Annotated in this window: 22 protein-coding genes; 17 read left to right on the top strand and 5 right to left on the bottom strand. The window is 59.8% G+C overall.

What is annotated here, in order from left to right; all coding sequences use genetic code 11:
- Nucleotides 1–85: 85 nt before the first annotated feature.
- The 3 genes from ACZ9IU_RS26295 to ACZ9IU_RS26285 all read left to right on the top strand — a co-directional run bounded on the left by ACZ9IU_RS26295 (nucleotide 86) and on the right by ACZ9IU_RS26285 (nucleotide 1,894).
- Nucleotides 86–289, top strand: coding sequence for a cold-shock protein (locus ACZ9IU_RS26295; protein WP_040125038.1), 204 nt, complete (start codon nucleotides 86–88; stop codon nucleotides 287–289).
- A 265-nt stretch (nucleotides 290–554) separates the two neighbouring features.
- The gene (locus ACZ9IU_RS26290; protein ID WP_040125040.1) at nucleotides 555–1,046 is read left to right on the top strand and encodes a DUF4142 domain-containing protein; all 492 of its coding nucleotides are present in this window, start codon (nucleotides 555–557) and stop codon (nucleotides 1,044–1,046) included.
- A gap of 629 nt (nucleotides 1,047–1,675) precedes the next feature.
- The gene (locus ACZ9IU_RS26285; RefSeq protein ID WP_040125042.1) at nucleotides 1,676–1,894 is read left to right on the top strand and encodes a hypothetical protein; all 219 of its coding nucleotides are present in this window, start codon (nucleotides 1,676–1,678) and stop codon (nucleotides 1,892–1,894) included.
- A 187-nt stretch (nucleotides 1,895–2,081) separates the two neighbouring features.
- Here ACZ9IU_RS26285 and ACZ9IU_RS26280 read toward each other — a convergent pair whose 3' ends face one another.
- Entirely contained in the window at nucleotides 2,082–3,479 is a 1,398-nt protein-coding gene (locus tag ACZ9IU_RS26280) for a Do family serine endopeptidase (RefSeq protein WP_040125044.1), read from the bottom strand.
- A gap of 441 nt (nucleotides 3,480–3,920) precedes the next feature.
- Between ACZ9IU_RS26280 and ACZ9IU_RS26275 the strand changes: the two genes are divergently transcribed.
- Together ACZ9IU_RS26275 and ACZ9IU_RS26270 are read left to right on the top strand one after the other, a co-directional pair.
- On the top strand, nucleotides 3,921–4,046 hold the full coding sequence (locus tag ACZ9IU_RS26275) for a hypothetical protein (RefSeq protein WP_275452114.1): 126 nt from the start codon (nucleotides 3,921–3,923) through the stop codon (nucleotides 4,044–4,046).
- 266 nt (nucleotides 4,047–4,312) lie between these two features.
- The gene (locus ACZ9IU_RS26270; RefSeq protein ID WP_080719359.1) at nucleotides 4,313–4,621 is read left to right on the top strand and encodes a DUF982 domain-containing protein; all 309 of its coding nucleotides are present in this window, start codon (nucleotides 4,313–4,315) and stop codon (nucleotides 4,619–4,621) included.
- A 369-nt stretch (nucleotides 4,622–4,990) separates the two neighbouring features.
- On the opposite strand, the gene ACZ9IU_RS26265 is transcribed toward ACZ9IU_RS26270, so the two are convergent.
- On the bottom strand, nucleotides 4,991–6,463 hold the full coding sequence (locus ACZ9IU_RS26265) for a site-2 protease family protein (RefSeq protein ID WP_080719360.1): 1,473 nt from the start codon (nucleotides 6,461–6,463) through the stop codon (nucleotides 4,991–4,993).
- A gap of 116 nt (nucleotides 6,464–6,579) precedes the next feature.
- Here ACZ9IU_RS26265 and ACZ9IU_RS26260 point away from each other — a divergent pair, with 116 nt between their 5' ends.
- The 3 genes from ACZ9IU_RS26260 to ACZ9IU_RS26250 all read left to right on the top strand — a co-directional run bounded on the left by ACZ9IU_RS26260 (nucleotide 6,580) and on the right by ACZ9IU_RS26250 (nucleotide 9,668).
- Nucleotides 6,580–6,789: a hypothetical protein gene (locus ACZ9IU_RS26260; RefSeq protein ID WP_040125048.1), complete on the top strand. Its 210-nt coding sequence runs from the start codon at nucleotides 6,580–6,582 to the stop codon at nucleotides 6,787–6,789.
- Between the two features lie 112 nt (nucleotides 6,790–6,901).
- Complete coding sequence (locus ACZ9IU_RS26255; protein WP_080719361.1) at nucleotides 6,902–8,056, top strand: HlyD family secretion protein; 1,155 nt, start codon at nucleotides 6,902–6,904, stop codon at nucleotides 8,054–8,056.
- 1 nt (nucleotide 8,057) lies between these two features.
- Nucleotides 8,058–9,668 carry a DHA2 family efflux MFS transporter permease subunit gene (locus ACZ9IU_RS26250; RefSeq protein WP_040125050.1) on the top strand — a complete coding sequence of 537 codons (1,611 nt, stop codon included), beginning with the start codon at nucleotides 8,058–8,060 and terminating at the stop codon, nucleotides 9,666–9,668.
- 66 nt (nucleotides 9,669–9,734) lie between these two features.
- Here the strand turns inward: ACZ9IU_RS26250 and ACZ9IU_RS26245 are convergent, their stop codons facing one another.
- On the bottom strand, nucleotides 9,735–11,729 hold the full coding sequence (locus ACZ9IU_RS26245; protein WP_040125052.1) for a protein-L-isoaspartate(D-aspartate) O-methyltransferase: 1,995 nt from the start codon (nucleotides 11,727–11,729) through the stop codon (nucleotides 9,735–9,737).
- A 101-nt stretch (nucleotides 11,730–11,830) separates the two neighbouring features.
- Nucleotides 11,831–12,082: a YMGG-like glycine zipper-containing protein gene (locus ACZ9IU_RS26240; protein ID WP_040125054.1), complete on the bottom strand. Its 252-nt coding sequence runs from the start codon at nucleotides 12,080–12,082 to the stop codon at nucleotides 11,831–11,833.
- A gap of 365 nt (nucleotides 12,083–12,447) precedes the next feature.
- Between ACZ9IU_RS26240 and ACZ9IU_RS26235 the strand changes: the two genes are divergently transcribed.
- The 8 genes from ACZ9IU_RS26235 (at nucleotide 12,448) to ACZ9IU_RS26200 (ending at nucleotide 20,338) form a co-directional block, all read left to right on the top strand.
- Nucleotides 12,448–13,845 (top strand): glycosyltransferase, encoded by a 1,398-nt coding sequence (locus ACZ9IU_RS26235; RefSeq protein ID WP_244447569.1) that lies wholly within the window; start codon nucleotides 12,448–12,450, stop codon nucleotides 13,843–13,845.
- A 179-nt stretch (nucleotides 13,846–14,024) separates the two neighbouring features.
- Entirely contained in the window at nucleotides 14,025–14,759 is a 735-nt protein-coding gene (locus tag ACZ9IU_RS26230) for a hypothetical protein (RefSeq protein ID WP_244447570.1), read from the top strand.
- Nucleotides 14,760–14,936: 177 nt separating this feature from the next.
- Nucleotides 14,937–15,437 (top strand): sigma-70 family RNA polymerase sigma factor, encoded by a 501-nt coding sequence (locus tag ACZ9IU_RS26225; protein WP_051900518.1) that lies wholly within the window; start codon nucleotides 14,937–14,939, stop codon nucleotides 15,435–15,437.
- Nucleotides 15,438–15,568: 131 nt separating this feature from the next.
- On the top strand, nucleotides 15,569–16,093 hold the full coding sequence (locus ACZ9IU_RS26220; RefSeq protein ID WP_040125058.1) for a (2Fe-2S)-binding protein: 525 nt from the start codon (nucleotides 15,569–15,571) through the stop codon (nucleotides 16,091–16,093).
- The gene (locus ACZ9IU_RS26215; protein ID WP_040125060.1) at nucleotides 16,090–17,106 is read left to right on the top strand and encodes an FAD binding domain-containing protein; all 1,017 of its coding nucleotides are present in this window, start codon (nucleotides 16,090–16,092) and stop codon (nucleotides 17,104–17,106) included. The genes ACZ9IU_RS26220 and ACZ9IU_RS26215 overlap by 4 nt, the downstream gene beginning before the upstream one ends.
- Before the next feature lie 13 nt (nucleotides 17,107–17,119).
- Nucleotides 17,120–19,384, top strand: a complete 2,265-nt coding sequence (locus tag ACZ9IU_RS26210; RefSeq protein ID WP_040125061.1) for a xanthine dehydrogenase family protein molybdopterin-binding subunit — start codon at nucleotides 17,120–17,122, stop codon at nucleotides 19,382–19,384.
- Between the two features lie 74 nt (nucleotides 19,385–19,458).
- On the top strand, nucleotides 19,459–19,764 hold the full coding sequence (locus ACZ9IU_RS26205; RefSeq protein ID WP_040125063.1) for a DUF982 domain-containing protein: 306 nt from the start codon (nucleotides 19,459–19,461) through the stop codon (nucleotides 19,762–19,764).
- A 283-nt stretch (nucleotides 19,765–20,047) separates the two neighbouring features.
- Entirely contained in the window at nucleotides 20,048–20,338 is a 291-nt protein-coding gene (locus tag ACZ9IU_RS26200; protein ID WP_498957811.1) for a hypothetical protein, read from the top strand.
- Between the two features lie 69 nt (nucleotides 20,339–20,407).
- Here ACZ9IU_RS26200 and ACZ9IU_RS26195 read toward each other — a convergent pair whose 3' ends face one another.
- Nucleotides 20,408–20,806 carry a response regulator gene (locus ACZ9IU_RS26195; protein ID WP_051900519.1) on the bottom strand — a complete coding sequence of 133 codons (399 nt, stop codon included), beginning with the start codon at nucleotides 20,804–20,806 and terminating at the stop codon, nucleotides 20,408–20,410.
- 183 nt (nucleotides 20,807–20,989) lie between these two features.
- Here ACZ9IU_RS26195 and ACZ9IU_RS26190 point away from each other — a divergent pair, with 183 nt between their 5' ends.
- A complete protein-coding gene (locus tag ACZ9IU_RS26190) occupies nucleotides 20,990–21,703 on the top strand; it encodes a Crp/Fnr family transcriptional regulator (RefSeq protein WP_040125067.1) in 714 nt (237 codons plus the stop codon).
- Nucleotides 21,704–21,709 lie beyond the last annotated feature (6 nt).

The raw sequence follows: 21,709 nt of genomic DNA, 5'->3' as shown, positions 1-21,709 counted from the left end.
GAGCTCCTGCGCCCATTGATCGCTCGGCGATTGCGCTATAGATTTGCGCCGCGGCAAGCGGCCGCGCAAGCGATCAGGAGTTCTCATGCCGACTGGCACTGTCAAATTTTTCAACGACGACAAGGGGTTTGGCTTCATCACTCCGGAGAACGGAGGGGCGGATGTATTTGTGCACGTTTCTGCTCTGGAACGGGGCGGTTCTCTGAAAGAGGGACAAAAGGTAAGCTACGAGATAGGCCAGGACCGCAAGACCGGAAAATCAAAAGCCGAAAACGTTAGCGCGCTTTGATCAACCTCGCGCGCTCATCCTAAAATCCGTCTAGCGCTGTTTCCAAGACCGTGCTCACCACTTGCCGGATCGGGCGACTGTGACCTCGATGTCGCTTTGCATAGTCTTCAGGGCACTCAAATCGGAACGCGACCGTTTTTCCGGTCGCCTCCAGATGAGCGCCTCGGCTGCCAGGCCTCCACAATGATGTAATCGGATCGGAACAACTCTTCTCTCAATTGAGTTAAGGGGCGTGGTGCCTTGTCAAGAAACATGAGGTGCAGCGATGCCATATAAATTCATGTTTGCCGGCCTGATATTAGCGATCGGCTGTACGACGGCGGTCGCCGCCATGGCCAAGAGCGATAAGGAATTTCTGAGCGACGCGATCAAAACCGACAATTCTGAAATCAGACTCGGTGACCTCGCTACGAAAAAGGGCGGCAGCGACGGTGTACGCTCATTCGCCCAGACATTGATCGACGACCATCGCAGAGCCAAGGACGATGCTACGGCTCTCGCCACGGATCTTGATGTAAAGATAACCGGCATTGTAACGACCGAGGCGCAAAACGAGATCGAAAAGCTTCAAAGCCTAAGTGGCCCCGAATTCGATAAGGAGTTTGTGAACTATATCGTCTCGACCCACGAGAAAGATATTTCCGAATTCAAGGAAAAGGCCGGTGAGGGTGGCAGGCCGGTGCCGGAACTTGCAAAGAAAATGTTGCCGACGTTGCAACAGCACCTACAACTTGCCCGTTCGCTGAGCGGGCAATGATCGCATGGCTGCTCGGGATCACTTCGGCTTGCTGGAGGAACGTCCGACGCGGCTTTCTTATCGCCGGAACTCATCGCCAACTCCAGTCAGCCATGCTTACCGCTGCCTTTGCGGGACCTCGTCCGGCCGGATTACAGGTGTATTGCCGACCGGCGGGGCCGGCTCGACGAAATCGCTATCGCCCGTCGAAGGTGGCTTTAAAACGCCATTGCAGTCGGACAATTTTTCTGTGCCGGATTTATTTGCCGGTCGTGAATTGTCTTCTGTCGTCGTCATATTCTGGTTCTGCTGCCGATCCGGCGCCTGGCAGCGATCCGGCTGTTTGGCGGGTGCCTGGGCAAAAGCCGATGCCGGCAGAAGCCCGATGGCACATAGTACGCATATCCGCTTGGCCCGATCGAAAACCATTGTCTCAACGGAGAGCATCTGTCCCTCCTTTGTGTCACTTCCGATAAAACATATCGGAGTCGGGGATGTTCCAGACTAAGCGTTCGGGCATCATTCTTCACGTCGCTATCGAACGCTAATCCTGATGCCGTTCACGTTGGAGATCACAATTCTGTAGGGAGCCGGTTGATCTGCAGTTTTGGCCGCTATCTTCCCGGAAGAAGCCGAAAGGAGGCAGTCCCATGGATCTATCTTCTGAAAACATAATTGCCGTTCTCGGACCCGTCGACGAAACCCTGGTTGCCGATATCCTGGCGACAGGAGCTTCGGTTCGCGATCTGGCCGAAGCCTGGGCTTGGGTGAATGCTGACGAAGCGCTGATGAACGAAGGACGAAAACTGCCAACGGGAAAGGTAGCGGAGCTGGTCGATCTGCTGGAGATCGATGATGAAGAGCCTTGATCGTCAGACGCCCGTCAATTTTGGCTGATCGTCCAGGAGATCTGTCATGCCGGCTCTCACACAAATGCAGACACTGGTAACGAGAGGAAGCTGCGGGATTGGCGCTGGCATCGTCAAGACGTTGGCAGAACGAGGCGCCGGCCTATCACAGCTTTGCCGAGAGGGGACAAATGACTTGCCTTTAAGATCACGATCGGGCCACGGCAACAAAAAGGAATTGTCCCTGCCTGCTGATGCGAAACAGTATGGGTTTGTTCTGCTGACGGGACTTCGCCCACTGCTCTTCGATATCGGATGGTTGGGTTACGCTCAGGTTGTTGGCCGACACGATCACGTCGCCGGCCTCAAGACCGTTGTCAGCGGCGAGACTATCAGGTGCCACGTCTTGCACAAACACTCCGGTGGTGCCCGGCGGGACACCTAGCTGCTGAAGCGCTTCCTCCGGGATAGGGCCGAGCGATAGTCCAAGCTGGTCGCCCGCTTCCGGCGTTGGCGCAATGGCACTCGTCGGTGTCTCGTCATCGGTGCGCTCGCCAATGGTTACCGTGACCTCCTGCGCAGAGCCGCCACGGTTGCTTGCGAGTGTTGCTGTCGTCCCGGGCTTTTGGTTCGTCACCGCAAGCGTCAGGTCACGGGGGCTCTGGATATCCCTGTCGTTAAAACGCGTGATCACATCACCCGACTGTACGTCTGCCTTTCCAGCGGGGCTGCCCGGATCGACGGAAGCGACCAACGCCCCCTTGCTGTCCGGTATTCCAAGCGCCCGGGCAATCGATGGGGTGACCTCCTGGAGATGCACCCCGATAAAGCCGCGCTCGATCCGGCCGGTCCGGATCAACTGTTCGACGACGGGCCGGGCGGTGCGGGATGGTACTGCAAAACCAATGCCGATGCTGCCGCCCGATGGCGAGACAATGGCGGTATTGACGCCGATCACTTCGCCCCGCGCATTGAACAGGGGGCCGCCGGAATTGCCCTGGTTGACTGAGGCGTCAGTCTGAAGAAAGTCGTCATAGGGGCCGGCTTGAATGTCGCGCGAACGAGCAGAAAGCACTCCGACAGTGACGGTTCCCCCGAGCCCGAAGGGGCTGCCGATCGCGATGGTCCAGGCCCCCGGCTGCAAGGCGTCCGAGTCACCCCAGACGGTCGCCGCCATATCGGGCCGCGGATCTATTTCCAGCACCGCAATGTCGGTTGCCGAATCATGGCCGACGAGCCGAGCGGGCGCAGTCCGCTTGTCGGTGAAGACGACATGAATTTCATTGGCATCAGCAACAACATGGTTGTTCGTGACGATATAGCCATCCTTGCTGATCACAAAACCGGAGCCAAGGGCCTCTCGCACCTGTGGCTGGACCGGTGCGGAGCCGCGGCCATCGAGAGGACTGAGGAAATCGTTCGTTGGCTGATCCTCGATAATCTGCCTGGTCGTGATTGCAACGACGGCCGGTATCTTCTGGCGTACGATAGCGGTGAAGTCGTTGGGGATTTCCTGCGCTGCGACCGGAGCAATACCGGCGGCCGAGAGCATCAGAATGCCAGCAATCATGCTGACATATATTCGCTTTTTCGAACCTGGAAACATGGTTTATCACTCCCGTTTCAATAATTTCGATGGCGCAACCGGTTAAAGTTTCCCCGACTGCTTCCGCTATTATTCAAGCATCGAATTCGCGGCTGCCGCGCTCCAAACGCTGGCCCATGCTTCAAACCTGTCCGGTATTGATCCGAAAGGCCTTATCAAACCGGCGGTACGGACACGGAGTGTTCGGAACTGATCGCGGATTTGAGCCGTCGACTTCACGGAGTCTGCCGGCAAATATTATCGGTTAACGGGCGACGAGGCAGCGCCCTTTCGGTCGTATCCGTAACCAGATCCCTCCGGAAAAGTTCCCTGACGAGACTACGCCTTGCAACGAAACGATCTGCTGACCCAAATGGCCAAACGCGAAATAAATCCGGACGCGGTAGTCGCCTAACCGGCCGCTCCGCACGTCGTTCAAACGCTCTCTAAATGGAGGCTGAAATGAACCAGTGGACAAACGCCAAGCTCTGCGACGTAGCCAACCTGATCCTTGGAGCGATATTGTTCTTCTCTCCCTGGCTTTTCGCTTTCGCGGCAGGCCCGCAGTCGCAGAACTCGGCAGCCTGAACGCATCGCCGCCAGCTGCATAAACTCGTCTGCTATTGCCACTTCGGGGCAACAGTCAGCGCGAGGACGGTTGCCCTTTATATCCGTGCGCAGGCGGTCGCAGGCGATCGATCCGGCACTGGCGGATGAACCCATGAGAATGCCGGCGGCTTTCATCCTGATGCGCCGATCGCCCCATAAACTGCCGCCGAGGGCATTCCCTCGCCACATTTGCCAATAACAATCGCGGCTGTCTTTTCATCCGGTGAACATGAAAGGAAGTCGTCATGGAAATTCCAGATAGCCCATTCTCGTGTCCTGTGACTACGCGTCTGCAATCAGGCCTTGAGCACACGTTTCAGAATGCATACGACGCTTTGGATTTTCTTGAGAACGAATGGCCATCGCGTCGCGGGGAACTTTGGCACAGAGCAGTTCGCAAATGCCGTGCCGCGGTGGAAAGTTCCGCGCCCTCCGATATCGCCCAGGAAGCTTTCGTATCCGCTTGCCTTGAGGCGGGCATGCCTTTTGTCTGGACAGATGACATAGAATTTTCCCAGGCCCCCGCGGGGAGGAGGGCCGCCCCATCACACTGACCGGACTGTTCCTTTGAGGTGGCCCACCTCCCCTGCCCTCGTCCCCTCACTTTCGACCACTGCGTTTTCTGCAAAAGGATGATCGCCATCCCGATTGTGCAGCAAGCGTGGTCGAAGGTGGGGCATGCCCGATCTTCATGTCTTCAGGATTGCGGTTTTGGGCGGCTCGTCATTCTCATCCGGATTGGGATTCGGCTCTTCGTCGGGCAGACGGTCTGGTTCAGGCTCCTTGATGGGAGGTATAGGCGTGACTGGTGGTGGCACCGGAGGTACAGGATGGGGAATGGGTTCGACAGGATCTTGAGCCATTGCAAATCTCCTTTCTGGCCCAAACCGAGATTCTGTAATTGGGTTCCAGTGCGGAGGAGCTCATTGCTGTCTGCGCAGGTGGCCAAAGCGAAAACCGCCTGATACGGCGGCACGAACCATCATCATTTCTCCGATCGTCTCATGCGTCATGAGGCCTATGAGATGATCCGTACCGTCTACAACGGCGATGGCCGGCACATTTCCCTGCTGCATCAATCGCAAGCTCTCTTCCAGGCTTTTGCGATAATGGATTTTTGGAATATCGACGCGCATCGCGCTTGCGACAGGCGTGTCCGGACCCTTGTCCTTCAAGCTGCGGATCATGTCGTCACGCGTCAGAAGACCTTCAAAACGGCCGTCTGAATCGACCACCGGAAATTCGCGTTGTGTTGTCGCAAGCAGCATTTCAATTGCCTCGTCGATACTCGCCGAACGATCAAGCCTTGCGAATTTGGTGACCATGACATCGCTGATCAGAATGCTGCCGGAGACCTCGCGGATCTGCGCGTTCTGCGCTTCTGCCGCCGCTGCGAGATAAACGAAGATGCCGATGAAAATCAGCAGCGGGTTATAGAAGAGGCCCGCGAAAACAAAAACGAAGGCGAGCCCTTGGCCGGTCGCCGCGGCAATCTGTGTGGCACGCGACCAGGTAAGACGCGAGGCGAGAGCGGCGCGCAGCACCCGGCCTCCATCCATCGGAAAGGCGGGGATCATGTTGAAGAAGACAAGAAAGATGTTGACGCCGGCGAGCCTCGTCAAGAAGCCGATACCCGGATCATCGACTTTGACGATCTGCTCCACTCCCACCGATGTGCCGAGCACAAGAACGATCAGCCCTGCGATCGCCACATTGACCAGCGGACCGGCGATGGCAATCAGCAGTTCCTGATATGGCTCTTCGGGCATGCGCTCAAGACGAGCGACACCACCAATCGGCAACAAGGTAATATCCGGCGTTTTGATCCCGAAGTAGCGCGCAACGGCGATATGACCGAACTCGTGCAATACGACGCAGGCAAAGACGGATAGGATGAAGGCAATGCCCTCCCACGCAGCCGGCGCGCCGCCCATCCGATAATGCGCGAGCCATACCCAGACAAGCAGGAGCGCAAAGGTGATGTGCATGCGCACTGCCGTGCCGCCGACCGTCCCGATCTTGAAGGACCAACCCATCAGGCACTCCCTTCCGTTCTCTTTTTGCCGGCGATGACGTTCCCCGTACACCAACAACGAAGTTGCATGGCTTCCAGTTGCCTCGCGAGGATTCGGCCGCATCGGGCAACGACCATTCTGGACGACGGGCCGTCCTTCCTGTTGCCGAAGCGCGGATGGAGGCGTGAATGCTGCCCAGGCGGCAAGCGCCTCCAGCGGCCCTCCGCGCAGCAAGCCCAGAGCAAAACCAACTTGGCTGGAAGCCGGACTTGGCAGAAACTGACAGAGCGCGACGAGGTCTGCATACCCCGACGCGTCAATCCATTTCCGGCGGATGACCAGCTCGTTGCGGAAATAGGCGGCTACTCCGCAGGAATTCACAGTCCGCGCACTCTCGAAATCCGATATCGGGAACCGAGAATAGAGGCAAAGAGTTAAACCCTGAACCGGCCAAGAACTGGCGAGTTGATCGAAACGTCCACCATAGGAGAGACCCCATGGCTAACCGAGCCGATCATGATCCGCGTCACCATACGCAGAAGATGCAACGGCATCTTCAGGAGACAATGGACCATCTCCGGGAAGATATCGAAAAAGTCGATGAACCTCAGTTGAAGGCGATGTTCGAGACATCCGCGGAAGTGCTGGGCGGTCTGAAGAAGGCATTCTCCGACTATGAGCAAAAAAACGAGGCCGCGTGGCAATGACTGCGGACGACCATCTTCGAACCTGAAGTTGCGGCAACTCCGCTTCTCGTCAGGAACCTAAGCCGGCTTCCCAAGTTTCGGGTGCTTGCGCAGCAATCTTCGGAGGCATCCCTTGGCTCAAGCTCAGCGCGCCGTTCCTGATGACGAAGCGAACCGCCCAACCGATCCCGAAGACGAGAACCGGGAAAGGGAAGCGCAGGCATCCGATCAGAAGGAAGACGAAAAGAAACCCTCACTCATCCGCCGGCATCCCTGGAGGATCATTTTAGCGGCCATTGCGCTGATCGCGCTGGTGTTCGCGGCGTATTTCGTCTGGCTGATCTATTTCCATCCCTACGAGACCACCGACGATGCCTTTGTGGACGCCCGCAGCTTCTCGCTGGCAGCCAAGGTTTCCGGTTATATCGATGAGGTTGCCGTCCGTGACAACCAGCACGTCGCTGCTGGCGCGGTGATCGCCAGGATCAACCCGCGCGACTATCAGATTGCCGTCGATCAGGCCGAGGCCCAGATCGAATACGCAAACGCTGCGATCGCCAATGCCGCCGCCCAGATCGAGGTCGCAACCGCGGCCGTGGACGAAGCGCGTGCGCAAGAAGCCTCCACCGTGGCTGCACTGCAATTTGCCCAGGACGAGGCGACCCGCGAGCGCCGGCTTGTCCAGGGCGGAGCCGGCAGCCAACAGGCCTCGCAGCAGGCTGAGGCGAACCTGCGGCAGGCTCAGGCCGCCTATAATCAGGCGCAGGCACGCGTCACGTCGGCAATGAAGAACAAAGTGGCTGCCGAGGCCCAGCGCAATAGCGCCGCCGCCAGCCTCAAGCAGGCAGAAACCCAGCGGGAAAGCGCTGAGCAGAATCTTAATTATACCACGCTGACCGCAGCTCAGCCCGGGCGCGTCGTGAAACTGAGCGGCTCGAAGGGCCAGTTCGTCGAAGCCGGCCAGGCGATCGCCATGTTCGTTCCAGACGAAATCTGGGTGACCGCGAATTTCAAGGAAACGCAACTCGCCGACATGCGGCCCGGCCAGCCGGTCGATCTGACGATCGACGCTTATCCGGACCACGTCCTGCACGGCAAGGTGGACTCGGTCCAGCCGGGTTCGGGCACGGCCTTCTCTCTGTTGCCCGCAGAAAACGCGACCGGCAACTACGTGAAGGTAATTCAGCGCGTGCCGGTGAAAATCGTCGTCGACCAATGGCCGACGGATGTGGGGATCGGTCCCGGCATGTCGGTCGTACCGACCGTGACCGTGAGACCAAGGAACTGACATGGCCAATGCAGCGACGACAGGCGGCGCTGGCGAAGAACGTGCGGACCGCAGCACCAATCCATGGCTGGTGGCGGTGGTCGTTGCTCTCGCCGTCTTCATGGAAGTATTGGACACGACGATCGCCAATGTCGCGCTACGCTATATTTCCGGCGGCCTGGCTATCAGTTCCGACGAAGCTTCCTGGGTCGTCACGACTTATCTCATTTCCAATGCAATCGCTCTGATCGCTTCGAGTTTCGTCGCCCAGCGTTACGGCCGCAAGCGCTTCTATCTCATCTGCCTTGCGCTTTTTACGGTCGCGTCGATTCTCTGCGGGCTCGCCTGGAACCTGCCCTCGCTCCTGATTTTCCGGATGATCCAGGGTTTTGCCGGCGGCGGCATGGTACCGGTGTCGCAATCGATCCTCAGCGATTCCTTTCCGCCGGAAAAACGCGGTCAGGGTTTTGCGGTGTTCGGCATCGCAGTGGTCGTTGCTCCGGTGATCGGCCCAACGCTCGGCGGCTACATCTCCGACAACTTCTCCTGGCACTGGTGTTTCCTGATCAACGGGCCTGTCGGCGCCTTCGCCCTTGTGCTCGTCTATCTCCTGGTGCAGGAGCCGGAAGCGCTGCGCAGGAAACGCGAGGAAATGCGGCGCCAGGGTATTCGTTTCGACGTAATCGGGTTTCTCCTGGTCGCGACTTTCCTCGGGGCGCTGGAGCTGGTGCTTGACCGCGGTCAGGTGGAAGACTGGTTCGACTCGACCTTCATCATCGTCACCTCCGTGATCTGCGTCTCTGCCTTGCTGGCCTCGATCCCATGGCTTCTGACGGCGAAAAATCCTGCCGCCGATATCAGGCTGCTCGCCACCCGGCAGTTCAGCTCCTGCTTTATCGTCATGCTGGCAACCGGCGCAATTCTGATTGCCACGACGCAGTTCGTGCCGCAAGTGCTGCAGCAAAACTACGGGTACACCGCCACTTGGGCCGGCCTGGCGCTGTCTCCGGGCGGTTTCGTGACCATGGTCATGATGTTCGTCGCCGGGCAGTTGAGTTCGAAAGTCCAGCCAAAATACCTGATCGCCATCGGCGCCGGCATTATTGCCTTCGCGATGTATGATGTGACCCGTTTGAACCCCGACCTGAACTTCGGTTTCTTCGTCTGGTCGAGGCTCTATCTGGGGCTCGGCCTGCCGCTCATCTTCATTCCGATCACCTCGGCGTCCTATGCCGGGCTCAGGCCGGACCAGACGGACCAGGCTTCCGCGCTCATCAATGCGGCGCGCAACACCGGTGGTTCGATCGGCGTATCGATCGCCTCCAACGTGCTTGCCCATCGCGAACAGTGGCACCAGAGCCGGCTGGTGGAGCACATCGTGCCCTCCGACCCGGCCTTTATCGAGACGATGCGGAACCTGCAGCATTTCCTTACGGAGCGCGGCTCGTCCATGGCGGACGCGCAAAACCAGGCAATCGGCCTTATCGGCGAACAGGTACGGACGCAGGCGAGTTATCTCGCCTATATCGATGTCTTCCATGTGCTTGCGGTCATCTCTGCCTGCGCGATCCCGCTGGCGCTCATCCTGCGCAATATAGATTTGAAGACCGGTGGCGGCGGTGGGGCGCACTGACGCGTTCCGCGAACGATGCAGGGTTCATTGCTGTCGCCCAGGCTCATCGCGAAGTAGAGCATCGCTCTATTCACCGAACGGATAGGTTTCCGGCATGCCACGATGATGCTCGGGGCCGAGCGGCGTCACCGCTTGGGTCTCGTCGAACCAGACATAGGCATCGAACTGCTCGGGAAGGACCGCCTGACTGTAGTGGCTCCACAGTTCCGTGTCGGGTCGGTAGATGACGCCGATGAAGCGCTCGAGCCGCGGCTCCGAGAGGCGGCGTCTCAAAGGCTCGTGTTTGCCAGGCGAAAGGTCGAGGAGAAAGCGGTGCTTATCCGCCTCATGGCACAGGCGCTCGTAGCTATCGTGGCGAGAGGGATTGACACGCATGATTTGCATGTCGCCATCCCAGTCATTCGCGGCTGCCACCGTGCCGGTATGGGTGCCGAAACCGATGAGGGCCGTCTCGCCTGCGAAAGCCTCTCGGCAGAGCTGACCGATGTTGAGCTCATCACGCGTTGCGCCCATATCGGTAAAGCGTGCGTCGCCGACGTGGCTGTTATGCGCCCAGACGACCGCCTTGGCATCCGGTCCCTTCGCGTCGAGCAGGTGCCGCAACGTTTCGAACATGTGGGTGTCACGCAGGTTCCAGCTTTCCGCTCCGCCATAATACATGATGCGGTAATAGCGCTCCGCGGATGCGATCAGCCGGGCGTTCTGGGTGGCATCGAGAAAGGCGTCGCCGTCGTTGTTCGCATAGTCGAGCCGCTTGCGCAGCAGCGCCTGGCACTGCTCGATCACCTCCTGCTCGCATTCCACATAACCCCGGCTGAGCGCCGCCCGGCCGTAGGTGGCCGGGTTCTTCTGCCAGGGCGTCAGACAGCCATAACGCTCGCGCGCCACAGCCGCCGCCTCCGGATCGACCCGATCCAGATAGTCCAGCACGGCCCCGATCGAGCCGGACATGTTGTAGATGTCGAGCCCGTAGAAGCCGGCCCGATCCTCCATGGCATCGAGGCCCGCATTGCGCTCCCGCATCCATTCGGTCAGTGCCCGAACTTCCGTGTTGCGCCACATCCAGGTCGGGAAACGTTGGAACGGAGGCTCCTCACGTTCGGACGCGGTCCGGTGTCGGACGTATCGGTCAACTCTCGCCGCATCCGGCCAATCCGCCTCGACTGCGACAATCGTGTATCCCCGATGGACGATCAGGTGGCGCGTGATTGCGGCACGGGCTCGATAAAATTCAGCCGTCCCGTGGCTGGCTTCGCCCAGCAAAACCACACGTCGGTCGCCGAAGCGGCCGAACAGGCGGCCGAAGGCGGCGTCGTCGAAATCCGGCAGGTCCTCGGCCGCTTGCGCAATCATCTCCGGCAGGCTCTGCTTGCGCGACGCGCCGGGCTTGTGATTGCTCGCGGCGCGCCGACCATCCTCGGACCATCCCTGTTCCCCGATCAGCGGCACGAACATCACCGCCCCGAGGTTCGATTCTTCATAGCTCGTCGCCGTGCGCCGGACGACCTTGCAGAGGGTCTGGCCAGACTCCTTTCCCACCGGGATTACCAGCCGCCCGCCCACCGCGAGCTGCTCCTTCAATGCCGGCGGCACCGCCGGACCGCCTGCGGCCACCAGGATAGCGTCAAAGGGTGCGTGCTCCGGCAGTCCGCGTGTACCGTCGCCGGCGATCACGTCGATATTGTCGTAGCCGAGATCCGTCAGCCGCTGTTTTGCGGATGCGACCAGAGCTCCATGCCGTTCGATTGCATAGACGCGCTCGGCGATTTGACCGATCACCGCCGCCGCATATCCGGAACCGGCGCCGACCTCGAGCACGCGGTCACCCGGATGCACCTCCGCCGCCTCGATCATCGCAGCAACGATATAGGGCTGGGAGATGGTTTGCCCCGCCTCGATCGACAGCGGGGTGTCCTCATAGGCGAATTCTGCCATGCCGTCGGCAACGAAATGTTCCCTCGGCACGGTGCGCATCGCGTTGAGGACATGCGCATCCCGTATCCCGCGCCGCTTTATGTGGACCTCGACCATGTGATCGCGCACGCGCTGGTAGTCGGCCATCCCGGCCTCTCCTTTTTCCACCTTTCCCTGTCGGACGCCGAACCTGTCACCTCCTGTCACAGGACCGGTTCAGGCGCTAGCCAACAAAGATCGGGAAGCGCTCAGCATCGATCGACATAGCGGTTTCCGTTGCTGTCGCGGTAGTAGCAGCGGCCGGGTTGCCCGGCGACATTTCCGATCAGAGCGCCGGACACGCCACCCACGGCCGCACCAACCGCGGCGCCGCGAACATTGCCCGTTGCTACGCCGCCGACGACGGCACCCGTGGCAGCGCCAATCCCGGCACCCTTCTCTGTTGACGTGCAAGCTGTCAGGCACAACCCGACACAGCCGATGACCATGAACTTCTTCATTTGGATCTCCGTTCCAGTTTGCCCCCGAGATTGGCTTGTTTCCTTGGCCGTCATGGCACGCGACAGGCCGCGCGTCGGCTTTGACTGGACCGTCACGCCGAATTTTGTAAACCGAGACGGCTGCCCGAAGTTCCAAAACAATTGAGGATGGCTCGAACGGCCTGATGGATCAGTCGGATCACGAGCGCGTTAGGTCGTTTTAAAAGACGGCGTAAGCGTATCGCTGTCGGAACAGGCGTCTCATCCGGCGCTCCGTGCGAAGGTGTCGTCGAAGATGATGCAGGAGCTTTTTCATGACACATCTGGTCGAACCACAGCATCATGTCTCGCTCGACGATTACGAGGGCGTTGCGTATCTCAGCACGATGGTGCGCGAGCTGCGCCATGAGGCAAAGAGCCTGCTTCCGACGCTCAAGGGACACCGGGTGTGGATGGTCAACAGCACTCATCACGGCGGCGGCGTGGCCGAGCTGCTGCCACCCCTCCTCGCGCTGCTGCGCGAACTCTGCGTCGATGCCAACTGGCTCGTGATGGACACCGATGATCCAGGCTTCTTTCGACTGACCAAGCGGCTGCACAACCTGATCCATGGCCACGATGATCCGAACCTTGGCCAAGCCGAGCGCGATCTCTACGGCCGGGTCAGTCGCGACACGGCGGAGGCAATTGCGCGCCATGTCTCGCCGGGAGACGTGCTGGTCGTCCACGACCCTCAACCGCTGGGAGCAGGCGCTATCCTGAGAAAGAAAATGGACATCACGGCGATCTGGCGCTGCCATATCGGCCTTGATCGAGAGACACCCGAAACCCAAGCCGCCTGGGCATTTCTTGAGGAAGCCGCATCTGCCTATGATCATGCGGTGTTCACGGCTCCGGAATATATCCCCCGCTGTCTCGCCGGTCGGTCAGCGATCATTCATCCCGCCATCGATCCGCTCAGCCACAAGAACAGGGATCTATCGGTCCATAAGCTGGTCGGCATTCTTGCCAACGGCGGCCTGATCCGGGCGCCCGGCCCGATGCTGACGCCACCATTCCCTGACCCCGCGAGACGGCTTCAGCGCGACGGGACATGGGCACCCGCTACCGAGCACGAAGATATCGGACTTCTCCATCGACCTATCGTGACACAGATTTCGCGATGGGATCGGCTGAAGGGCTTCCTTCCGCTGATGGAGGGTTTCGTCGCCCTCAAGCGCGAGCTGGGAAGCAGAACCGGCCTCGATGAGCGCCATCGGCGGTCCCTGCAATTGGCGCGGCTGGTCCTGGCAGGCCCCGATCCAGGGTCGATCGAGGATGATCCGGAGGGCAAGGAGGTGCTTGCGGAGCTCCGCAATGCCTATGCAGGCTTGACGCCGGAGTTCCAGGCCGACGTCGCAATCATCGTCCTGCCGATGAATTCGAAGAAGCACAACGCGCTGCTCGTCAATGCGCTGCAGCGTTGCTCGGATATCGTGGTGCAGAACTCCTTGCAGGAGGGGTTCGGGTTGACCGCGACGGAAGCCATGTGGAAGCACGCCGCCGTTATCGGGTCGCAGGCCGCGGGGCTGCGGCAGCAAATCCGCCCAGGCCTGGATGGATATCTGTTGGCAAATCCGGAGGACCCCCGCGAAATCACGGCTGCGCTCGATGATTTGCTACGGGACCAGTGGAAGCGTGAAGTGCTCGGCCAGCGCGCTCAGCAACGCGTTCACGACAACTTCCTGATTTTTACGCAGGTCCGGCACTGGCTCGTATTGATCGCACGCTCCTTGGCCGGCTGAAATTCCGTCCCCTGCAAGGTTGAGAGTGCCAAGCCGCTTATTGGAACACTATCGACGTTGGCGTGTTCTTCGTCGCAAGATGCGCCAACATGTGCCCCGCGGACGCATGCCACATGATTTGGCCGCTGTCGCGGCCGGCAGCGGCGAACTGTATCGAGGAAATCGGCAAGCTCGAGAACATGCTGCCGGCACTCTGCCGGAAAGCCTCAAGCTGCCGGGATTGCGACGGAGCGATGAAAGAGCGGCACGCGAAGGAAGCGATTGGTGCTGAGCCGGGCGAAGCCAAGACCCCGCAGCAGATCCTGCAATTCATGACCACCGAACATTTCGTGCTGCAGACCGCCCGTGCGGCAACAATCCAGGAGGCGAATCAACGTGCCAATCTGTTTCTGACATCAGTTTCGAGTGCGACGATCGCCCTTGCCTTCGTCGCGCAAGTCACACAGATGGGGCAGCCGTTTGTCTTGTTCAGCCTAATCCTGCTGCCATGCCTCTATTTCATCGGTCTTGTAACATTCGTGCGGACCGTTCAGGTCGCTATCGAAGACATGGTGCATGCACGCGGCATCGCGCGAATCCGCCACTTTTATGTCGAGGTCGCGCCGCCGATGGAAAAATATCTGATCCATTCCACTCATGACGACGACCAGGCCGTGTTGAGCGACAAGGCCCTGAGGCAGTCGCGCTGGCAATCATTCATGAGCACGGCGGGCCTAGTGAGCGTCATCGCCGGTGCGATTGCCGGGGTCTTTGCCGGTGTAGTCGTCAAGACGGCCGCCGGCTCGAGCGTTACCATCGCAGTTGTTCTGGGGGTCGCCATTTTCGCAATAAACGTTGCCGTCATGCGGCGTTATCACGTCCGGAACTGGATGACTGCAGAACAAAGACTGCCGGTTCTGTTTCCCAGCGCCTGATCTTGTCACGAACCTTCGCCGTTGAGCGGATATTCGCTCCGGTGACCTGCTTGCGCCGGGTCGCCGAATTTTCGCTGGACCATCTGCCAAAGCTGATTAGAGGCGTGGGTTTCCGATAAAACGTCGGAACATTTGGTTCTCACGGCAGTTCCGTCGGTTGTCTTGTCAGGAGGCCCTATGGCGGTCGATCGTTCCAACTCGCACATCCGTTCGGAGGTCGTGGATCTGATACCAGCGCTCAGATCCTTCGCGCGGCGATTTCACCGGACATCGACCGACGTCGATGATCTCGTGCAGGAGACCCTTCTCAGAGCGCTGGCGAATATCGACAAATTTCAACCGGGGACCAGCCTGAAATCCTGGCTGTTCACCATCATGCGGAACACGTTCTGCACGAAGTTCGGCCTTGCCAAGCGGGAGGTGATCGGCCTGGGAGAAGGTATTTCGCCACAGCCTTCGGTCCAGGCACCTCAAGAGTGGTCGGTTCGCGCCCGGGAACTCGAGAAAGCATTTTCGGAGTTGCCCGCTCACTATCGGCAGGCTCTGGATATCGTCCTGATCCAGGGGGAGAGCTACGAGGTTGCGGCACAACGTTGCGACTGCCCGCTCGGGACCATCAAGAGCCGGGTGAACCGTGCCCGCATCCATCTTGCCGCCCAGCTCGGAGAAAATATCTAGTCCAATATCCGCGCGCCCGTCGCGGAAGGAGACGCCGAGAGATTGGCCGCAAGAACGATAGGAACAATCCCCTACCGGCTGCCGTTAGGCGCCTATTCAACCGCCGGATCTCCCAACGAAAGGCAGCCCCGATGGACAAAGGGACCTCAAGCTCCGCCCTTCCGACTTGCGCAATCTCGCTCAACATCAACGGCACGAACCGGGTGCTCGATATTCATCCCTGGGTCACGTTGCTCGATCTGCTGCGTGGTCCGATGGAGTTGACGGGCACCAAGAAAGGCTGCGACCACGGCCAGTGTGGCGCCTGTACGGTCCTCATCGACGGCGAACGGGTCAACGCATGCCTGAAGCTCGCCGTGTCGATCGACGGCACCGAGATCACCACGATCGAAGGGCTGGGAACGCCGCAGGACATGCATCCGATGCAAAGGGCCTTCGTCGAGCACGACGCCTTTCAATGTGGTTACTGCACGGCCGGCCAGATCTGTTCCGCCGTCGGTCTTGTCGCCGAAGGCCACGCTCATGGCCGCGCCGAGATTCGGGAGCTGATGAGCGGCAATCTCTGTCGCTGCGGCGCCTATACCAATATCGCCGATGCGATCGAGCATGTCCTCGATCAGGAAGGTGTAACACCTCTGCGGGAGGCTGCGGAATGAGACCATTTTCCTATACCCGCGCCGAAACCGTTCAGGATGCCGTTATCGCGCTTGCGGCGGATCCGGGCGCGCAGCTTCTCGCCGGCGGCACCAATCTGGTCGATCTGATGAAATATGACGTCGCGCACCCGACTGCGATCGTCGATATCAACCGGCTGCCCCTGAAGGAGATCGAGGATCTGCCCGGCGGCGGCTTGCGCATCGGAGCGCTCGCCAGCAATTCGGCTGTCGCTTATGACAGACGTGTTCAGGAGCGTTATCCACTGCTCTCCAGCGCCATTTTGGCCGGCGCCTCGCCACAGCTACGCAATGCCGCCACCACTGGCGGAAACCTGCTGCAGCGCACCCGTTGCTACTATTTCTATGACCCCTCCACGCCCTGCAACAAGCGCGAACCCGGCTCCGGCTGTTCCGCGATTGGCGGAACCAACCGCATTCACGCCATCCTCGGCGCAAGCGACAAGTGCATCGCGACCCACCCCTCGGATATGTGTGTGGCGCTTGCGGCGCTGGGCGCGACGGTGGAAATCGAGGGACCGGAAGGACGGCGTGATCTTGCCATGACAGACTTCCACCGGCTTCCCGGCGATCAACCTGAGCGCGACAATACCTTGGCCCCGGGTGAGATGGTGACGGCCATCCGCCTCGAAGGCAATCATTTCGCCCGCCACCATACCTATCTGAAACTGCGCGACCGTCTTTCCTACGCGTTCGCGCTCGTTTCGGTCGCGGCCGCCATCGATATCGCCGAGGGTAAAATCGTCGACCTGCGCGTGGCACTGGGCGGGGTCGCCCATAAACCTTGGCGCGATACGTTGGCGGAGGCGGAGTTCGCCGGACAGCCGGCGAACGAGGATACTTTCCGCGGCGTCGCCGGGCGGCTCCTTGCTGCAGCCAAGGGCCAGGGCGGCAATGATTTCAAAATTCCGCTCGCGGAAAAGGCGATCGTCCGAGCCCTGAGACAGGCCGCCTCCGGCACGCCGCAGGACCAGATCGTCAAAGCCGTACAGTGAGGAGGCAGGACCAATGCTGAACGAAACCAAAGTCGTCGGGCTTCCGCTTTCGCGTATCGACGGCCCGCTGAAAGTCAGCGGCAGCGCCAAATACGCCGCCGATCATGGTGGTCACGGCATGCTCCATGGCTACGCAGTCCCCGCGACCGTCGCGACCGGCCGTATTGTCGACATTGAAACCGGCCTGGCGGAACGCTTCCCCGGCGTCATCAAGATCTATACCCACGAAAACCGGCCGAGGGCCGCCGAGGACGACGACAAATGGAAGGACGCGGTCGCCCTTCCGGGTCATCCCTTCCGGCCGCTTGAAAACGACCGTATCCTCTATGACGGCCAGCCGATCGCCATGGTCGTCGCCGAGAGCTTCGAGGCCGCACGCGACGCGGCTTCACTGGTGCGGGTGCGCTACATTGCCGAGCAACCGCATACGGATCTCGGCCGGGAACAGACGCGCAGCTACGTTCCCCCTCAGCCACGCAGGGAGGAGTTCGTTCCGCCCGAACCGCGCGGCGACCCGCAGGGCGCCTTTGCCGACGCTCCTTTCAAGATCTCCAGCGAATATAGGCTGGAAGGCGAATATCATAACCCGATGGAACTCTTCGCCTCGACCGTGCTGTGGGAGAAGGACGGTTTTCTCACCGTCCACGACAAGACGCAGGGCTCGCAGAACTCGCGCGATTACATCTGCAACGTCTTTGAGCTCGATCCGGAAAAGGTGACGGTGAAGAACAGTTTCGTCGGCGGCGCTTTTGGCTCTGGCCTGCGCCCGAAGCATCAGCTTTTCCTCGCCGTCATGGCGGCTCTGGATCTGAAGCAGTCCGTCAAGGTGGAGATGAGCCGGCGCGAGATGTTTTATCTTACCTGGCGCCCTGCGACGGTCCAGACCGTCTCGCTGGCCGCGGACCGGGAGGGCCGGCTTTTGTCGGTCATGCATCATGCGCTGCAGGCGACGTCTCGTTACGAGGACTATCAGGAGAACGTCGTCAACTGGTCCGGCCTCGCCTACAGATGCGACAATGTCAGGCTCTCCTACGGGCTGGCCGAACTCGATGTCTCGACGCCGGGCGATATGCGCGCTCCGGGAGCCGCGACCGGGGTTACCGCCCTCGAGATGGCGATGGATGAGCTCGCCTATGAAGTCGGCATCGATCCCGTCGAACTTCGACTGCGCAATTTCGCCACTCGAGACCAGAACCGGGACAAGCAGTTCACCTCCAAAGCGCTGGACGCGTGTTATCGCGAGGGCGCCGCGCGCTTCGGCTGGAACAGCCGATCCTTCGCCCCGCGCTCGATGCGCGACGGCAACGACCTCGTCGGTTGGGGCATGGCGACCGGCATCTGGGAGGCGACGATCATGCCCGCGGAGGCCAAGGTCCGGCTGTCGGCAGACGGCAAGGCGGCTGTTTCTGCAGCTGCATCGGACATCGGCACCGGCACCTATACAGTTCTCGGCCAGGTCGCCGCCGAGGCACTCGGGGTGCCGCTCGACGATGTGACCGTCCTGATAGGTGATTCCAGCCTGCCGAAAACCGGCGTCGAAGGAGGCTCATGGACCGCAGCCTCCAGCGGTTCCGCTGTTCAGGCTGCCTCGGATGCCGTGCGCAACACGTTGTTGAAGCACGCGAAGTCGATGCCGAATTCACCCTTCGGACAAGCTTCGCAGGATGAGGTCACCCTTGCGGAAGGCCGCCTCGTGCTCGATCGAAATCACCAGGTGGGCGTCTCGATCGGCGATATCATGGACGCTGCGGGCGTTTCCTTCATTGAGGAGCACGGCAAGGTCGCTCCCGATCAGGAACAGGCCAAGAAATTTATCAGCTACACCCACTCCGCCGTATTCGTGGAGGTGAAGGTGGATGAGGAACTTGGTGTCCCACGCGTGACCCGGGTTGTCTCGGCCGTCGCCGGCGGCCGCGTCCTCAATCCCAAGACGGCCCGCAGCCAAATCCTTGGCGGCGTGGTAATGGGTATCGGCATGGCGCTGCACGAGGAAGGGATGGTCGATCATCGCACCGGTCGTATCATGAACCACAACATGGCCGAATATCACATGCCGGCCCATGCGGATGTCGAGGACATCGAAGTGATCTTCGTCCATGAGGAGGATGACAAGGTGAGCCCCATCGGCGCCAAGGGCCTCGGCGAGATCGGCATCATCGGCGTTGCCGCAGCGGTCTCAAACGCGATCTTCCACGCGACCGGCAAACGCATCCGTTACTTCCCGATGACGATCGACAAGATCCTGGAAACCAGCGAGGAGGTCAGGCGATCCGCATGACCTCTTGAATCTCGGCGGCCAATAACCAGATCGAGTCTGCTTCTTTTTCATCCGGCATGTGAAAGGAGGAGATCATGAACATTCCGGAAATGCCATTCCGCGCCCCGGTGAACATCCGGCTGCCAAACGGCCTGGATCATACTTTCCACAACGTCTATGACGCCTTGGACTTTCTCGAGAACGAATGGCCGCTCAAACATGGGGAGCGGTACGACCGCGCCGTCCACAGATGCCGGGCGGCACTGAAGAGAATAGCGCCAGTCGAGATCGCGCGCGAAGCCTTCATTGCCGCATGCCTTGAAGCCGGCATGCCGATGGTGGCGGTTGCAGCTGGAACGTCGTCTTCGGCCAAAGCGGCCCCGATGCCTGTTTCCGCCTAACCAGCCATCCGGGATGGGGCGGCTGGTTTCCGCAGCCTCCCCATCCTAGCCATTCCGGGTTGGCCGCCATTTTCGTTGGAAATACCATTCTGGCGCGTGCTTCGGCACATGTGTCACGGTTGCGCCATCCGGGGCGAAATCAACCTCCTCTGTACGCTATTTGACCAAAGTCCCCGATGCCTCATTTTTTGTTTCAGGTGTGTCTGAACGGGCATAGAATTCGTCTGTCGGCTGCAGGAGGATTGCAATGCAAGCCCGAGAATTCGACAGGAATGTGATGACCATGCATGACGTCGACGTCATGCGCGAGGCGGTCAGCATGGCCGTTTCTTCACCCGAAACGGCGGATGTCGAGCCGGACGTTATTGCGAGGATCGTATTCTGGTTTTATCGCCGCGGACTGGCCGATCCTGAAAAGCTGAGCGACATCGCCGTTTTTCTGGCAAGTTCCCGCGCTTTCATCCCTTCCGATATTGGTTCCCACCGACATCAGTTGATTGATGGAGCCGAGGATGACGTGCCGGATTTGCTTCAGGCAATCCTGCGGAGCAGACGGCGTAATCCTATCGCTTGAATAGGTCAAAGGCCCGGCCCGTTCACCGGCGAATTGGGCGGGCGCGAGTATGAAGAACTGTTCAGATCATCACCCAGTGTTTGAGAAATGCATTTCGGTGGCCGGGAATGTGCATTCCTTCACCGCTTTGACGAACTCGTCCGGATCGCAGGGCTTGTCGAGCCATTTGCATTTGGTCCCCATCAATGGACGGTTTCTGCCCTCGTCCCGTTCTACGGAGTGCACGATATAGGGGACGCCGCGCTTTGCGAGAATTTCAGCAATGCCATCGCATGGCTCGTCCCGCAGCCGGGTTTCGATTATGGCAAGCTCGGGTGTGTTCTCCTGAAGCCACGCGATCGCTGCAGCGCATGATGAATGGGTGCTGATGCTGTCAAATCCGGCCTCGTGAAGCAATTCCTCCATATACATCGCAATCAGAGCCTGGTCTTCCAGCAGCAGAACCGGCTCGTGTCCCCCGTTTTTCATTTTTTCTCCTCCTGAATGAAGAGTATTTAAATTAGCCTTTTCGAATAAAATTGGTTGAAGGGTCTGCCAGCGTACCCAAAAACACCGGGAACAACAGGATGCTATAGAATCGGCAACCGTCTGATGGAATTCAGGGCATGGCGGCCGAAGGTTCTGCACTTTCGCCCGACGTCAGCGAGAGCCATGTCCGCCGCAGAACCCTCAGAAAAGCGAAACCGACTGCTGGCTTTGTTGCCGGAGAACGAGTTCCGAAGTGTTCGCAACGATCTCGAACCGGTCGATCTGACAAGAGGCTTCATCATCGTCGAGGCGGACAGGCCCATCGACTATGTCTATTTCCTCTCTCGTGGCATAGGTTCGGTCATCACAATCTCGTCGGACGGCCAGCGGGCTGAGGCCGGCATGTTTGGCCGGGAAGGCTTTTCACCAACTTCGGCCGGTGTCGGCGGCACGATCAGCGTGCACGAGGTGCTGATGCAGGTGGAGGGGCACGGCTTTCGCATGCCTCTGCAGGGCCTCACCGAAGCACTCCCGGAGAATCCCGTTTTCGCCAACCTGCTGGCTCGATTTATCCAGACATTTGCCTCGCAGATATCCTACACGGCCCTTTGCAACGTGACCTATCAGGTCGACGAACGTCTGGCGCGCTGGCTGCTGATGTGCCACGACCGGGTGGACGGAGACGAGATCGCCATTACACATGATTTCATCTCCCTGATGCTCGGTGTCCGCAGGCCCAGCGTCACCACCGCGTTGCATGTCCTCGAAGGCAGGAAACTCATTCGCGCAGAACGCGGCCGCATCACCATCCGAGACCGTAAGGGAATGGAGGAATTCGCGGGCAATGCCTATGGCAAGCCCGAAGAGGAATACCGTCGCCTTATCGGCGAGTTCTGAGCCCGG

This window comes from Mesorhizobium sp. USDA 4132 (assembly GCF_056279545.1).
Note: the sequence above shows the minus strand (reverse complement) of the source record. Positions and strands in the feature narration are given on the sequence as shown.